Annotated in this window: 15 protein-coding genes; 9 read left to right on the top strand and 6 right to left on the bottom strand. The window is 62.3% G+C overall.

All coding sequences use genetic code 11. The annotated features are described in order from the left end of the window. Nucleotides 1-67: 67 nt before the first annotated feature. From FJ434_RS24575 to FJ434_RS24560, 4 genes are all read right to left on the bottom strand, one after another. Complete coding sequence (locus FJ434_RS24575) at nt 68-1,246, bottom strand: NAD(P)/FAD-dependent oxidoreductase (protein WP_140502643.1); 1,179 nt, start codon at nt 1,244-1,246, stop codon at nt 68-70. 104 nt (nt 1,247-1,350) lie between these two features. After that, complete coding sequence (locus FJ434_RS24570; RefSeq protein WP_140502642.1) at nt 1,351-2,088, bottom strand: dienelactone hydrolase family protein; 738 nt, start codon at nt 2,086-2,088, stop codon at nt 1,351-1,353. A 105-nt stretch (nt 2,089-2,193) separates the two neighbouring features. Next, nucleotides 2,194-2,874 carry a 4Fe-4S dicluster domain-containing protein gene (locus FJ434_RS24565; RefSeq protein ID WP_181166093.1) on the bottom strand — a complete coding sequence of 227 codons (681 nt, stop codon included), beginning with the start codon at nt 2,872-2,874 and terminating at the stop codon, nt 2,194-2,196. Between the two features lie 97 nt (nt 2,875-2,971). Then, complete coding sequence (locus tag FJ434_RS24560; protein WP_140502641.1) at nt 2,972-4,546, bottom strand: trimethylamine methyltransferase family protein; 1,575 nt, start codon at nt 4,544-4,546, stop codon at nt 2,972-2,974. A 288-nt stretch (nt 4,547-4,834) separates the two neighbouring features. Between FJ434_RS24560 and FJ434_RS24555 the strand changes: the two genes are divergently transcribed. Then, complete coding sequence (locus tag FJ434_RS24555) at nt 4,835-5,533, top strand: B12-binding domain-containing protein (protein WP_140502640.1); 699 nt, start codon at nt 4,835-4,837, stop codon at nt 5,531-5,533. An 87-nt stretch (nt 5,534-5,620) separates the two neighbouring features. Here the strand turns inward: FJ434_RS24555 and FJ434_RS24550 are convergent, their stop codons facing one another. Continuing rightward, complete coding sequence (locus FJ434_RS24550; protein WP_140718106.1) at nt 5,621-5,761, bottom strand: entericidin A/B family lipoprotein; 141 nt, start codon at nt 5,759-5,761, stop codon at nt 5,621-5,623. 63 nt (nt 5,762-5,824) lie between these two features. Here FJ434_RS24550 and FJ434_RS24545 point away from each other — a divergent pair, with 63 nt between their 5' ends. From FJ434_RS24545 to FJ434_RS24505, 7 genes are all read left to right on the top strand, one after another. Further along, complete coding sequence (locus tag FJ434_RS24545; RefSeq protein WP_140502782.1) at nt 5,825-6,454, top strand: DUF1638 domain-containing protein; 630 nt, start codon at nt 5,825-5,827, stop codon at nt 6,452-6,454. 568 nt (nt 6,455-7,022) lie between these two features. Then, entirely contained in the window at nt 7,023-7,598 is a 576-nt protein-coding gene (locus FJ434_RS24535) for a DUF4893 domain-containing protein (protein WP_140718104.1), read from the top strand. 407 nt (nt 7,599-8,005) lie between these two features. Continuing rightward, nucleotides 8,006-8,308: a virulence factor gene (locus tag FJ434_RS24525; protein ID WP_027145891.1), complete on the top strand. Its 303-nt coding sequence runs from the start codon at nt 8,006-8,008 to the stop codon at nt 8,306-8,308. Continuing rightward, nucleotides 8,301-8,897, top strand: coding sequence for a methylenetetrahydrofolate reductase C-terminal domain-containing protein (locus FJ434_RS24520; RefSeq protein WP_140751864.1), 597 nt, complete (start codon nt 8,301-8,303; stop codon nt 8,895-8,897). Before FJ434_RS24525 ends, FJ434_RS24520 begins: the two co-directional genes overlap by 8 nt. Further along, complete coding sequence (locus tag FJ434_RS24515; protein ID WP_027145889.1) at nt 8,894-9,985, top strand: methylenetetrahydrofolate reductase; 1,092 nt, start codon at nt 8,894-8,896, stop codon at nt 9,983-9,985. The genes FJ434_RS24520 and FJ434_RS24515 overlap by 4 nt, the downstream gene beginning before the upstream one ends. Before the next feature lie 82 nt (nt 9,986-10,067). Next, entirely contained in the window at nt 10,068-11,042 is a 975-nt protein-coding gene (locus tag FJ434_RS24510; RefSeq protein WP_027145888.1) for a methyltetrahydrofolate cobalamin methyltransferase, read from the top strand. After that, on the top strand, nt 10,993-13,122 hold the full coding sequence (locus FJ434_RS24505; RefSeq protein ID WP_140751865.1) for an ASKHA domain-containing protein: 2,130 nt from the start codon (nt 10,993-10,995) through the stop codon (nt 13,120-13,122). Before FJ434_RS24510 ends, FJ434_RS24505 begins: the two co-directional genes overlap by 50 nt. Before the next feature lie 29 nt (nt 13,123-13,151). Here the strand turns inward: FJ434_RS24505 and FJ434_RS24500 are convergent, their stop codons facing one another. Continuing rightward, on the bottom strand, nt 13,152-14,213 hold the full coding sequence (locus tag FJ434_RS24500; protein ID WP_246678389.1) for an acyltransferase: 1,062 nt from the start codon (nt 14,211-14,213) through the stop codon (nt 13,152-13,154). 295 nt (nt 14,214-14,508) lie between these two features. Here FJ434_RS24500 and FJ434_RS24495 point away from each other — a divergent pair, with 295 nt between their 5' ends. Next, nucleotides 14,509-14,694: a hypothetical protein gene (locus FJ434_RS24495; RefSeq protein WP_140502635.1), complete on the top strand. Its 186-nt coding sequence runs from the start codon at nt 14,509-14,511 to the stop codon at nt 14,692-14,694. The last annotated feature ends 210 nt before the right edge of the window (nt 14,695-14,904 follow it).

The following is a 14,904-nucleotide window of genomic DNA, read 5'->3' as shown; positions in this document are numbered from 1 at the left end:
TTTTCGAATTGGGACTTTTGCACCTGGAGCGGGTTGAGATTCAGGGCAGGCCGGCTCCACCAGGATATCAACACGCCTGGCCCGCCGCCCAGCCCGACGACCACGCCCATTGGAAATTATAGCCGCCGAGCCAACCCGTGACGTCGACGACTTCACCGATGAAGAACAGTCCGGGTATCGATTTCGCCTGCATCGTCTTCTGGTCGAGGCCATTGGTGTCTACCCCGCCAAGCGTCACCTCGGCCGTACGATAGCCCTCCGAACCGGCCGGCTTGATGCGCCAGTCGTTGACCGCGGCCTCGACGGTTTTGATCTGGGCCTCGGAAAGATCGGCGAGGTTGCCGTCGAGCCCAGTTCGCTCGGCTATCGCCTGTGCCAGCCGTTTCGGCAAATGATTTGCCAGCACGGTCTGCACCGCTTGCCGGCCATTGCCACGCCTGGCGGCGCGGACGAGCTCAGCCACATCCGTGCCCGGCAGCATGGCGACGCGGATTTCATCACCCTCGCGCCAATAGGAGGAGATTTGCAGGATGGAAGGCCCACTGACGCCGCGATGCGTGAAGAGCATCGCTTCGGAAAACCGCGTCTTGCCGCAGGCAATCTCGGCGTCGACGGCGTTCCCGGCCAGGGGCGAAAGCCGCTCAAGCGTTTTTGCATCGAAGGTCAGCGGCACCAGGGCAGGCCGTGTTTCGACGATGGCAAGGCCAAACCGTTCGGCAACCTCGTAGCCGAAGCCCGTCGCGCCCATCTTGGGGATCGACTTGCCGCCACAGGCCACGACCAGGGACTGGCAAGAGACCGCGCCGGTGGAAAGGGCGAGTTCGAACCCTTGCACGGTTTTGGCGACCGTCTCAACGCGGGTCGACAACACCAGCTCGGCGTCCCTGCCCCGCATTTCCGAGACCATCATGTCGATGATCTGGCGCGCGGAGCCGTCACAAAACAGCTGCCCCAGCGTCTTCTCGTGATAGGCAATGCCGTGGCGTTCGACGAGCGCGATGAAGTCGCGTTGCGTATAGCGGCTGAGCGCCGAGATGCAGAAATGCGGATTCCTCGAGATAAAATTCTTCGGGCTCGCATGGATGTTGGTGAAATTGCACCGGCCGCCGCCAGAGATGCGGATCTTTTCGCCAGGTGCCGCCGCATGATCGAGGATCAGCACCGAACGGCCGCGCTTGGCGGCCTCCACGGCGCACATCATTCCGGCGGCGCCGGCGCCGATGATCACGACATCATAGGATTGCATCAGGCTGATCGTTCCTGCATGACCCCGCGCCGCATTAGCCGGGCGAGGCGCTCATTCCGCCTGATACCTCCAATGTGCCGCGCGGCCAACAGGGTGGCGAAGGCTCAGACCAACGTTTCTGCGAACAAGTCAGTCAATCGCTTCCAATGCCGCTCGGCACCGGCTGCATTGAAGACGCTATGGTCGGGCACGCACCAGCCATGCGCCATGCCGACATAATTCTCGATCGCGTGGTCGATTTCAGCGTTCCGAAGCGCCTCTTCCAGCCGCGTCGACTGCTCCGGCGGAAAGCTCCGGTCGACACCGGCCATGCCGACATAGACACGCGCCTTGATGGAGGCCGCCTTGCGGTGCGGACTGTCGGCGGCATCGCTGGCGAGATTGCCGCCATGGAAACTGGCGGCGGCCTTGATCGTGTCTGGATACGTCGCAGCGGCGTTGAGCGCCCGCGCTCCGCCCATGCAATAACCGACGGTGCCGATCGGCCCGGTGACGCCTTCGGCGGACATTGCCTCGAGAAAGCCGCCGCTGTCGCTGATGGTCATCTCCTGCGTCGTGCCGGTGACCAGCGCCATCAGCGCTGTCTTGGTCTTTTCCACGGTGAAGGCGGTCTTGGCGTCGAACGGACCGTAAGGCGCATTGCGATAGAAGAGGTCCGGCACCAGCACCGCATAGCCCTCGCCCGCCAGCCGTTCCGCCATTTGGTCAAGCGCCGGGCGTGGACCGAAAGCGTCCTGATAGAGGATGATGCCAGCTTTGGCTGGAGAGACCTTGGTCGAGCGGAACAGGCCAGCCTTCGCCACGCCGTCACGGGTCTTGATCTGAAGGTCCTGCTTCGCCATTGCCTGCTCCGTTGATCAGATGGGCGATACATATCCGCGCAAGCGGCCGCGGCAAGGCGGTTGCCTGAATCCGCCAGTCAACATTTCGTAGGATCGCGTGACGCGCTAAAGATCAGCGAATGCAGCCATATGGAAGGCCTGAACCTCTGCCGGATAGCGGTAGCTTGTGCCATAGGGGCAGGCATTGCGGTCAAGGCAACCGCCAGTGCGGCACGGCCCGCCATTCGCTCCCCGAACATGCGCCAAGCAGGGCTGGTAGGCAAACCCTTCCGTGGAATAGGCATCGACCGGGCAGGATTTCAGGCACGGTTTCTCGACACATGCGTCGCAGAGATGGATCGCTTCGCAAGGCTGCGGAAGCGCTATCTCCTCCTCGAACAGCAACGCGCCGCGATAGGCATGCCACAGCCCATATTGCGGATGCATGAGGATGCCGAGCGGCGACGGCCTCAGCCCCTCCGCCCGAACAGCCCATTGCTGGAACGGCAGGTAAGGCTTGTCTGACGGCGAAACGGCGCGCGCGCCAAACTTTTCTGCTACAGCGCCAATCACCTGCCGCGACCAGGTGTCGAGCGGATTGGCGATCGCCTGCGGCTGCTCTTCCCGCCAGCGCAGGAAATGCGGCCAAGGCGCGGCACCCGCCTGCCCCACCAGCAGGACGGACTTTGCCGGCGCGCCCGAGACGCCATGAGGGGCACCGTCGTGATGGGGAAAAAGAAAGCCGCCACGCAGGATGAGGCCGTTGGCGCCAAGCGCGGCCGTGATCTCCCCGATCATGCCGCGCACGCAATCATCCCTTCTTGTCCGGATCGGAGAAGGCGCTCCGCCAGACTTCCTTGTGGATGATGTTGGCGACTTTAGCCCCGCCTGACTCGGGCTCCTTTCAGGTGAAGGCGTCGGGCATCGACCCCTTTTTCTTGGCGATGAAGTCCTTCAGGGCTTCGTCGATGCCTTCATCAAGGTGCGGCGCCTCGTAAGACTCCAGCCAGCGCCGCGCCAGATCGTTGGCACGCTGCGGCGCGGTCTTCTGACCCTCGGCCAGCCACTGCTCATAGGAGTTGTTGTCGGCGATCGACGAGCGGTAGAAGGCGGTCTGGAAATTGGCCTGGGTGTGGTCGCAACCGAGATAGTGGCTGCCCGGGCCGACCTGGCGGATGGCGTCCATCGCCTGGCCGTTTTCCGAAAGATCGACGCCTTCGGAGAATTTTTGGGTCATGCCGAGCTGGTCGATATCCATCATGAATTTTTCGTAGCAGGACGCCAGGCCGCCTTCGAGCCAGCCAGCCGAATGCAGCACGAAATTGGTGCCGGCGAGAATGGTCGAGTTCAGCGTGTTGGCGCTCTCATAAGCTGCCTGCGCGTCCGGGACTTTCGAGGCGCAGAGCGAGCCGCCGGTGCGGAACGGCAAGCCGAGGCGGCGTGCGAGTTGCGCCGCGCCATAGGAGACCAGCGATGGTTCCGGCGTGCCGAAGGTCGGCGCGCCCGACTGCATGGAGATCGACGAGGCGAAGGTGCCGAACAGCACCGGGGCGCCCGGCCGGATCAGCTGCGTGAACGACGCGCCGGCCAGCACTTCGGCCAGGACCTGCGTCAGCGTGCCGGCGACCGTCACCGGGCTCATCGCGCCGGCCAGGATGAACGGCGTGACGATGCAGGCCTGGTTATGACGCGAATAGACCTTCAGGGCGCCAAGCATGGTCTCGTCGAATACCATCGGCGAATTGGCGTTGATCAGGCTGGTCAGCACCGTGTTGTTCTCGACGAAGTCGTCGCCGAAGACGAGCTTGGCCATCGCCACCGTGTCCTCGGCGCGCTCCGGCGCGGTCACCGAACCCATGAACGGCTTGTCGGAATATTTGATGTGCGCGTAGACCATGTCGAGGTGGCGCTTGTTGACCGGCACGTCGACCGGCTCGCACACCGTGCCGCCCGAATGGTGGATCGATGGCGCCATATAGGCGAGCTTCACGAAATTCTGGAAATCCTCGATCGTCGCATAGCGCCTGACGCCGTCGAGATCGCGTACGAAGGGCGGACCATAGACCGGCGCGAACACGGTCGCATTGCCGCCGATCTGCACGGAGCGTTCTGAATTGCGGGCATGCTGGGTGTAGACGGATGGCGCGGTCTTCAAGAGCGAACGGCAGAGCCCCTTGGGAAAATGCACGCGCTCGCCCTTGACGTCGGCGCCGGCCTCTTTCCACAACTGCAACGCTTCCGCGTCATCGCGGAAAATAATGCCGATCTCTTCCAGCACCGTGTCGGTATTCTTCTCGATCAGCGCCAGGCCTTCCTCGTTCAGCACCTCGTAGACGTTGATCTTGCGCTTGATGTAAGTGAGCTGTGTGCCCGGGCCGCCGCCGGAACGCGCCGCGCGCCTTGCCGCCGCTCCGCCGCTGGCGCCGCGCCCACGCCGCGCGTTTGACGCTTCCTGGTCGACTGCCGCGTGTTCGCTCATGATCGCTCTTCCCTGAATATGGCCTGCCTGACTATGGCCGGTCCGTAACCGTTGCGGCCGCATGGCGCGGCTTTCGCCGGATCGTAGCCAAGCACCCTATTCGAAACGGCCCGTCCGCGCCAACGCCTGTCGCAAAATCGACAAGAAATCCGATAGATTTTCCAGTCGCTTTCCTTTTGCGGGAAGTCGCAAATCGGCTATGGATACCCGCCCGTTGCGGGTTAGGTATGAACGCCATTATTTTGTGCCTTGCGACACAGTCGCGATGCCGTGAGGAGCTGGATTAAAATGTCCGACGACGAGATCATCCTTTCCGAACTTTCCGACGACGAGTTGGTGCAGCAGATGCACGACGATCTCTATGACGGTCTGAAGGAAGAAATCGAGGAAGGCACGCGCATCCTGCTCGATCGCGGCTGGGTGCCCTACAAGGTGCTGACCGAGGCGCTGGTCGAGGGCATGCGTATCGTCGGCGAGGATTTTCGCGACGGCATCCTGTTCGTTCCCGAGGTGCTGTTGTCGGCCAATGCGATGAAGGCCGGCATGTTCATCCTGCGCCCTCTGCTCGCCGCCACCGGCGCGCCGAAACAGGGCAAGATGGTGATCGGCACCGTCAAGGGCGACATCCACGACATCGGCAAGAACCTCGTCGGTATGATGATGGAGGGTGCTGGCTTCGACGTCATCGACCTCGGCATCAACAACGCGGTCGAGAAATATCTCGATGCGATCGAGCAGCACCAGCCCGACATCATCGGCATGTCGGCGCTGCTCACCACCACCATGCCCTACATGAAGGTCGTCATCGACACGATGAAGGAAAAGGGCATTCGAGACGACTATGTCGTGCTGGTTGGCGGCGCGCCGCTCAACGAGGAATTCGGCAAGGCCGTCGGCGCCGACGCCTATTGCCGCGACGCCGCGGTGGCAGTCGAGACCGCGAAGGACTTTATGAAGCGCAAGCACAACGTGCGTGCTTCGGCCTGATTGGACAATCCGGCATGGACAATAGAAAAAGCCGCGCCTTGCAGCGCGGCTTTTTTGTTCCCAGATGATGGGAAGGCCGCTCGCGGATCAGGGCTTCGTGACGGTGTCCTTGACCGCCCTGGCCGTCGATTTGACGTCCTTGCCGACGCCGCGGACGGTGTTCGCGCAAGCCGTAAGGGCCAGGACGCTGGCAAGAATGGCAATCGGTCCGATGCGTAGCAGTTTCATGGACGGTGTCTCCCTCAATAGATAAATTAGCTTACAGCAACGAAGCTCGGCTTGACTGATCCCATGGCCAAAACACAGAAAACGAAACCGAATCAAAGCGACAGGCTGCTCGTCATCGCCTGCGGGATGATTGCGCGCGAGGTGTTGGCCGTCAAGGAACGGCTCGGGCTGGATCACCTCGAATTGACGTGTTTGCCGGCGGAATTTCATTTCTATCCCGACCGCATCGCGCCAGCCATGGATAAGGCGATCGAGAGGGCCAAGGCGGAAGGTTACGAGCACATCTTCGTCGGCTATGCCGATTGCGGCACTGGCGGCCTGCTTGACCGCGTGTTGGAGAAGCATGGCGTCGAGCGCATGGCCGGCCCGCATTGCTTCGCCTTCTATCAAGGCATGGAGGCCTACGACAAGGTCGGCGACGACGACATGATGTCGTTCTACATGACGGATTTCCTGTGCCGTCAATTCGATGCCTTCTTCATGAAGCCGCTCGGCCTGGACAAGCACCCGGAGCTGATCAAGGACTATTTCGGCAACTACCAGAAGCTGATCTATCTCGCGCAGACCGATGACCCCGAGCTCGACAAGGTCGCGGAAAAGGCCGCTGCCCTCCTTGGCCTTGCCTATGAGCGCCGCTCCACCGGTTTTGGCGACCTGACGCCAGGCCTGGCGCGGGCGGCCGCGAACGCCTGACGGCTCAGGTCCCGTCTTCGGCCGCCAGCGCCGCCAGCACGTCGGCAAACTTGTCCTGCAGGCAAAGCCCAGCCTGTCCCTCGTCCGTGACGCGTCATAGACCCGGTCGATCGAGGGAAACATCGTCCAGCCTTTGCGCGCATAAAGTGCCGGAAATTCGGGAAAATAACGCGCCACGACCGATGGAGCGTCGGCGATCAAGTCGGCGCAATCGTCGGGTTGGAACGGCGTTGGCGCACAGACGATGAAGATGTCGAAGCCGAGTTCCGGTGCCTTCTCCAATGCCGCGACATGCGCCTGCGCCGCGTCGTCCACCGTCAGCCGCCGAAACAGCAGTTCGTTCGCCTTGGTGTTGGCGTCCGACTCCTCGATCGCATGCGCCATGTCGTCGGCCTCGGGGGAAGAAACGTGCCGTGCGCGCAGCACCACCACCCAGCCAACCCGACGACCCCGTGAGCAAGATTCGCATTCGTCACACCATGAATTTCGACCGTGACGCTGTTAAGCACGGATGACAGGCGCCAGCGACCCGGTAAGTTAGCCCCAGACAAAAACAGGGAATCCTTTGATGAACCTCCGCCCCTTGCTTGCCGTTGTCGGCCTGCTCTGCTGCGCTTTGCCCGCCTTTGCCGACGGTCAGGTGCAGAAACTGATCACCGCCGCCGACAAGGCGCGGCTCGACAAATATGGCGACACCCGCAAGGCGGCGCTCGCCGAGGCAAAGGCGGGCAAACCCGCCGAGCTCAAGCAACTCGACACGCTGCTGGGCAAGCCGCTGGTCGCCTTCTCCGACAAGGATCTCACCGGCAATTGGCGGTGCCGCACGATCAAGATCGGCGGACCGAGCCCGCTCGTGATCTATGGCTGGTTCAAATGCAGGGTCACTGATGATGGCTCCGGCTGGCGGCTGGAAAAGATCAGCGGTTCGCAGCGCACCCAGGGCCGCTTCTTCGACGACGGCGACAAGCGCTCGATCTATCTTGGCTCCGGCTCCGTCAACGACGACCTGGCAAAGCCCTATGGCAGCGGCCCGCAAACCGACCAGGTCGGTTACGCCTTCCGCAACAGCGCCAAGGAATGGCGCATCGAATTCCCCGCGCCCTACTACGAATCGAAGCTCGACATCATGGAGTTCAAGCGCTGACCGGGGTCTTCATGCCGTGGTAGGCTTCCGGCATACCAAGGATTAACCCGCCTGCCCTAAGGTCCGGCCACATCAGCCGGTCCTTGGAGCATGGCAAGATCAATGGCGGCGTCGCGACGTTCGATCCAGGGCCGCTATCGAAACAATGGTACCACCCAACGATCTTGTTCTACGTCTGGAGGGCTGAGAACCGGCATCTGATAACGCATCCAGCGTCGGGAACAGCGTAAACTTCGCCGCCATTCCTGCTGCATTGACCCCGTCGCGACATAGGTCGCAAACGAATAAACCCGCCTTTCATTTTACGACATCCAAATGCGTCGCTTTTGAATGCGCGCGCGTCGTCCCATAACAAGCAGCCTTACGACGCTTTCGGCAATGCTCGGAATATCGAGGAGCGAGAATTCATGGCCGATCTTATCGTCGTCTACTGGCGCGACATCCCTGCCCAGGTCATCGTCAGGAAAGGCCGGCAGAACGCCAAGCGCGAATTGCCGTTGCGCTTCACCGAGGCGATCGACATGTGCGCCATGCGCACCGGCGCCGGTGGCACTGACGACTATCTCGCCGAATGGCGCAAGGCCGAACCGGTTCCGGTCGGTGACGATCTCGAAGCCGAGGTCGAAAAGGCATTCCACGAGCTCGACACGAAATACGATCGCGAGCGGCTGGTCGCTCTGGTCAAGGCGGGCGGAAAAGAAAATGTCTGACGAGAACCCGGCGGTTACCCAGGCCACGCTGGTCAAGAAGGCCGCGCCGAAATCCGACTACAAGCCAGCCGACGTGTCGCCACAGCGCCGCGTGCAGCGCTCGTTCGCGGTGAGACTATGGTCTGTTCGGCACTCGCGATTGCTCGAATGGTTTTATGCCCGTTTTGCCGACACGTTCCTGCTGCTGCATCCCTTGTGGAAGGGCATCGGCTACGGCCGCGTCGAGGCTCCAATCAAATTCGTTGAAAAGCGCGTCAAGGGCTTCATGTTCGACTGCCGCATGTGCGGCCAGTGCATCCTGTCCTCGACCGGCATGTCGTGCCCGATGAATTGCCCCAAGCAGTTGCGCAACGGCCCCTGCGGAGGCGTGCGCGCCAACGGCAATTGCGAGGTCGAGCCCGATATGCCCTGCGTCTGGGTCAAGGCCTGGGAAGGTTCGCAGAACATGGTCAATTCCGACAGGATCCTCACCGTGCAGAAGCCGGTCGACCAGTCCTTGCGCGAAACTTCAGCCTGGCTGCGGGTGACCGCGCAGGCCGCGGCAGCCCGTGAAGCCGCCGCTGCCGCGAAGACCGGAGCCTCCGCATGATCGGCCGCCAGCTCGATGAAAATCCGGCCGGCATCCATTTGCCGCTCGATCCCCTGCCCGGCCACACCTCGCGCGGCCGGCTGGAGCGCGTGCTCAGGCGCGGCGAATTCGCGGTGACCACCGAGCTCAACCCACCCGACAGCGCCGATCCCGAGGATGTCTATAACAGGGCGAAGATATTCGACGGATGGGTCGATGCCATCAACGCGGTCGACGCGTCCGGCGCCAATTGCCATATGTCGTCGGTCGGCATCTGCGCACTGCTGACCCGCATGGGCTACGCCCCGATCATGCAGATCGCCTGCCGCGACAAGAACCGTATCGCCATCCAGGGCGATGTGCTGGGCGGTGCTGCGATGGGCGTCGCCAACATGCTGTGCCTGACCGGCGACGGCGTGCAGGCCGGCGACCAGCCGGGCGCCAAGCCGGTGTTCGATCTCGATTCCATGTCTCTGCTGGAGACCTGCCGCATCATGCGTGACAACGGCAAGTTTCTGTCCGGCCGCAAGCTGACGACGCCCCCGCAGCTGTTCCTGGGCGCTGCCGTCAATCCGTTCGCGCCGCCCTTCGACTTTCGCCCGATCCATCTCGGCAAGAAGATCGCCGCCGGTGCGCAGTTCGTGCAGACGCAGTATTGCTTCGACGTGCCGATGTTCAAGACCTTCATGCAGAAGGCCCGCGATCTCGGCCACACTGAAAAGGTGTTCATCCTGTGCGGCGTCGGCCCGCTCGCTTCAGCCAAGACGGCAAAATGGATCCGCTCCAACGTGCCCGGCATCCATATCCCTGACGCCATCATCAAGCGGCTGGAAGGCGCCCAGGACCAGAAGAAGGAAGGCAAGCAGCTCTGCACCGACATCATCAACGAGGTGAAGGAAATTCCCGGCGTCTCTGGCATCCACGTGATGGCCTATCGCCAGGAGGAATATGTCGCCGAGATCGTCGATGAATCGGGTGTGCTGAAGGGCCGCCAGCCATGGAAGCGTGAGATCCGCCGCGACGACCAGATGGTCGCCGACCGGCTGGACCACATCCTGCACGACGAGATTACCGAAACCCAGGTGGATATGGTGAAGACCGCGCATTGACCCGTGCGGAACGACCACCATTCGCTTGATCGACAAGAGATAACGATATAAAGAACTCTTTATATCACGACGGAGAGATTTCATGACCCGGACCATCGTTGCCTCGGCGACACGAGAAATCATCATCGGCTTCGACCAGCCCTTCTGCGTGATCGGCGAACGCATCAACCCGACCGGCCGCAAGAAGCTCGCCGCCGAGATGGTGGTTGGCAATTTCGAGACCGTCATCAAGGACGCGCTGGAGCAGGCCGCCTGCGGCGCCACCATGCTCGACGTCAATGCCGGCGTCACTTCGGTCAACCCGAACGAAACCGAACCTGGTCTTTTGGTGCAGACGCTGGAAATCGTCCAGGGCCTGGTCGACCTGCCGCTGTCGATCGATAGTTCCGTCAGCGCCGCGATCGAGGCCGCGCTGAAGGTCGCCAAGGGCCGGCCGCTGGTCAACTCCGTCACCGGCGAGGAGGAAAAACTCGAAGCCATCCTGCCGCTGGTCAAAAAATACAACGTGCCCGTCGTCGCCATCTCCAACGACGAGACCGGCATTTCGATGGACCCGGACGTGCGCTTCGCCGTCGCCAAGAAGATCGTGCAGCGCTGCGCCGATTTCGGCATCCCGGCGCACGACGTCGTCGTGGACCCGCTGGTCATGCCGATCGGGGCGCTTGGCGATGCCGGTCGCCAGGTGTTCGCGCTGCTGCGCCGCCTGCGCGAAGAGCTCAAGGTCAACACCACGTGCGGCCTGTCGAATATCTCGTTTGGCCTGCCGCACCGCCACGGCATCAACGCCGCCTTCATCCCGATGGTGATCGGCGCCGGCATGACTTCGGCGATCATGAACCCGGTGCGGCCGCAGGAAATGGAAGCCGTGCGCGGCGCCAACGTGCTGAACGGCACCGACGAGAACTGCACCAAATGGATCAAGACCTACAAGGATTACAAGCCGGCCGAAGGCGGCCACGCGGTGGCGGCGCCGACAGCGGTCAATGCACCGGGCGAAGGCGGCGGCAATGGCAGCCGCCGGCGCGGCGGTCGTGAAGCCCGGATGGGCCGGGGATAAGCGCGCAATCGTGAATTCACCTGCAAACATTACCGATCCGCTCGTGCTGTTCATGCCGTCAGGCAAGCGCGGGCGGTTCCCTGTCGGCACGCCGGTGCTCGACGCCGCGCGCCAGCTCGGCGTCTATGTCGAGAGCGTGTGCGGCGGACGCGCCACTTGCGGGCGCTGCCAGATCGAGGTGCAGGAAGGCAATTTCGCCAAGCACAAGATCACCTCCTCAAACGACCACATCTCGCCCAAAGGTCCCAAGGAAGAGCGCTACGAACGCGTGCGCGGCCTGCCCGAAAGGCGCCGCCTCTCCTGCTCGGCGCAGATTCTCGGTGATCTCGTCATCGACGTGCCGCAGGACACCGTCATCAACGCGCAGACCATCCGCAAGGATGCCGACACCAGGGTGATCGCCCGCGATACGGCGATCCGCATGTGCTATGTCGAGATCGAAGAGCCCGACATGCACAACCCATCAGGCGACCTGGACCGGCTCAAGAACGCGCTGATGAAGGACTGGGGCTTTAAAAACCTCGAATTCGACTTTTACCTGCTGCCGCAGGTGCAAGGCATATTGCGCAAGGGCAACTGGACCGCTACCGCTGCCATCCAAAAGGATGCCGACAGTGACATCGCGCGCGTCATCGCGCTGTGGCCGGGCCTCAAGAACGAGGCTTATGGGCTGGCCTGCGACATCGGCTCGACCACCATCGCCATGCATCTGGTATCGCTGCTGTCGGGCCGCGTCGCCGCCTCGTCCGGAACGTCGAACCCGCAGATCCGCTTTGGCGAGGATTTGATGAGCCGCGTCTCCTATGTGATGATGAACCCGGATGGCCGCGAAGGCATGACGGTGGCCGTGCGCGAGGCGATCTCCGGCCTCGTCGACAAGGTCTGCGCGGAAGGCAATGTCCAGCGCAACGACATCCTGGATTCCGTCTTCGTCGGCAATCCGATCATGCATCACCTGTTCCTCGGCATCGATCCGACCGAACTCGGCGGAGCCCCCTTTGCGCTTGCCGTCTCGGGCGCCGTGCGCATCAAGGCATCCGATATCGGGCTGAAGCTCAACCAGGGCGCGCGCCTCTATATGCTGCCTTGTATTGCCGGCCATGTCGGCGCCGACGCGGCGGCGGTGACGCTGTCGGAAGGCCCGCATCGCCAGGACGAGATGATGTTGATCGTCGATGTCGGCACCAATGCCGAGATCGTACTCGGCAATCGCGCGCGTGTCGTGGCTGCCTCCTCGCCCACCGGTCCGGCCTTCGAAGGTGCCGAAATCTCCGGTGGCCAGCGGGCCGCGCCCGGCGCCATCGAGCGCGTGCGCATCGATCCCGACACACTGGAGCCGAAATACCGCGTCATCGGCTCGGAATTGTGGTCCGACGAACCGGGCTTCCTCGACAGCGTGCAGGCGACCGGCGTCACCGGCATCTGCGGCTCCGGCATCATCGAGATCGTCGCCGAAATGTATCTCGCCGGCATCATCTCGGAGGATGGTGTCGTCGACGGTTCGCTGGCCGCGCGCTCGCCGCGCGTCGTCGCCAACGGCCGCACCTTCTCCTACGTGCTGAAGGAAGGCGAACCCAAGATCACCATCACCCAGACCGACGTACGCGCCATCCAGCTTGCCAAGGCGGCGCTCTATGCCGGCACCAAGCTGTTGATGGAAAAGCAGAACACCGAGCATGTCGACCGCATCCATTTCGCCGGTGCCTTCGGTTCCTTCATCGATCCGAAATACGCCATGGTGCTCGGCCTTATCCCCGATTGCGATCTCGACAAGGTCTCGGCCGTCGGCAACGCCGCCGGCGCCGGTGCCCGTATGGCGCTGCTCAATCGCGGCTATCGTCGCGAGATTGAGGAGACGGTGAGCCAGATCGAGAAGATCGAGACCGCGCTGGAGCCGAAATTCCAGGAGCATTTCGTCTATGCCATGGCGTTGCCCAACAAGGTCGATCCCTTCCCGAAACTGTCGGCGGCGGTGAAACTGCCGCCACGCAAGACGGTCAGCGAGGATGGCATCGCCGGAGATTCAGCACCGCGAAGGCGCTCGCGCGAAGGCCACGCCGCACGGCGCAGCCGCGACTGACGAACCGCTTCAGGCCGTTGCGATCGGATTCATGTGTCTGCAGCCTGGGTAAGCGGGGTCTCTTTTCCGCGCTTGACGCCTTTGGCGCGTGAGGGGTGCAGCGCCCGGATGAGCGGCTTTTCAACGACCGGATAAAGCATCGCCGAGAACACCAGGCTGAGAACGACGATCAGCGCCGGCTGCAATGCCGGCAGCACGCCGAGCCGCAAGGTGATGCCCGTCACCGCGACGGCGACCAGGGCGTGCCAAAGATAGATCGAATAGGAGGCTTCGCCGAGGAAACTGAACAAGGCCACAGGCCTGAACGGCCGAGCGCGTTCGGCAAAGACCGCACCCGCCACGATCAGCATGGCCGGGATGCCCCAGCGCAATACGCGCGGCATATCGGCGTCGACCAACGGGATGACGGCGAGCAGAAGAAACCCACCACTAAGCAGCGTCAGGGCCAGCCCAAACGAGAGCCTAACGTCCTGGAGCCACAGGCGTGCGAGAATGACGCCGGCAGCGAATTCAAGCACGATTGGGCTGGTGAAGGAACGCGCATATCCGTCGGGCAAGACAAAATGCAGCGCGACGATGATGGTGAGACTGCCGACGAGCACGCCCAGACGCCATCGTTCGCCCAGAAAAAGAGTCAGGGCGAAAACGAGATAGAACATCATCTCGTAGCTCAGCGTCCAACCCTGGAGGACGACGGGATGCAATGCGCCGTCTTGCAGAAGCGGCAAGAAGAACAGCGAACGGCCGAGACTCAGCGGGCTGAGCAACTGATCGTAAAAAAACTGTGGCTTGATCAGCATGGCTGCGGCAGTCATGAAGGTGACGATCCAGTAGAGCGGCACGATGCGGGTGATCCGGCGGCCGATGAAGCCCACTGGATCCGCCGGGCGGCTCGCCGTCGTCACCCACATGATGAAACCGCTGATCACAAAGAAGACGTCGACCCCGGCGGCACCGACAGAGAACGGGCCGTCGAACTGCTCGCTGACGTGGAAGCAGACCACAGCACTCGCAGCTAGCGCCCGCAGATACTGAATGCTGTGGATACTCGGCACGATGACCCCAGTCATGGTTTCCGCGTTGTGCTGCAACGCACACTTCTGCTGCTGCGCTGCACAATTACAGGCAGTTGCGGGGCGACTTGTCAACTATTTTCTATTCGATTCGCAGCGCACCACCGCCCGAGGACGTCCAATTTATTGGGACCTGAAAACGACTTCGGCGCCTCGAAAACTCATTTGTATGCAATGTTTCCAGATTAGGCCGATCTGGAAACGAACGCGCTATTTCCGCGAAATCCATCCGATACATGGCAGGCGCATTTACCCCGCATCGAACGGCGGCCGAGAAGTCCTTGGCCACTGCCGTTCTTCAAGGGAGATGAAAATGTCGATGTTCGAAAGTCTCGGCCGCTTCGGTGTGACCGTCAGGCAAGCTCATGCCAGGAATAAGGCGATCCGCGCGCTGAACAGCTTGCCGGCGCATGTCCAGAAGGACATCGGGTGGCCGGCATCGCCGCCGAACGATCCGCAGGCCACGCTCGCCTCGCTGCTTCTGGGTACGACGCGCTGATGACCTTCACCGACAAATGCAAATTGCTCGGCCTTCGCCGGGGACCTCGTACGTCCCCGACGGCCCGCAACAGGCTGCGCGCGGCACTTCTGCCGCGCCACTGATCACACCAGCGTGTGGACAAGGCGCTGATCTTGACATCTTTGGCCAGGGCACGATCTTCAAGAATGAAGGGGAATTCTCTTAGTCGGCTGCCGCCGAAGTCCGTGT

It is taken from the genome of Mesorhizobium sp. B2-5-13 (genome assembly GCF_006440535.1).
Taxonomy (GTDB): Bacteria; Pseudomonadota; Alphaproteobacteria; order Rhizobiales; family Rhizobiaceae; genus Mesorhizobium; species Mesorhizobium salmacidum.
Note: the sequence above shows the minus strand (reverse complement) of the source record. Positions and strands in the feature narration are given on the sequence as shown.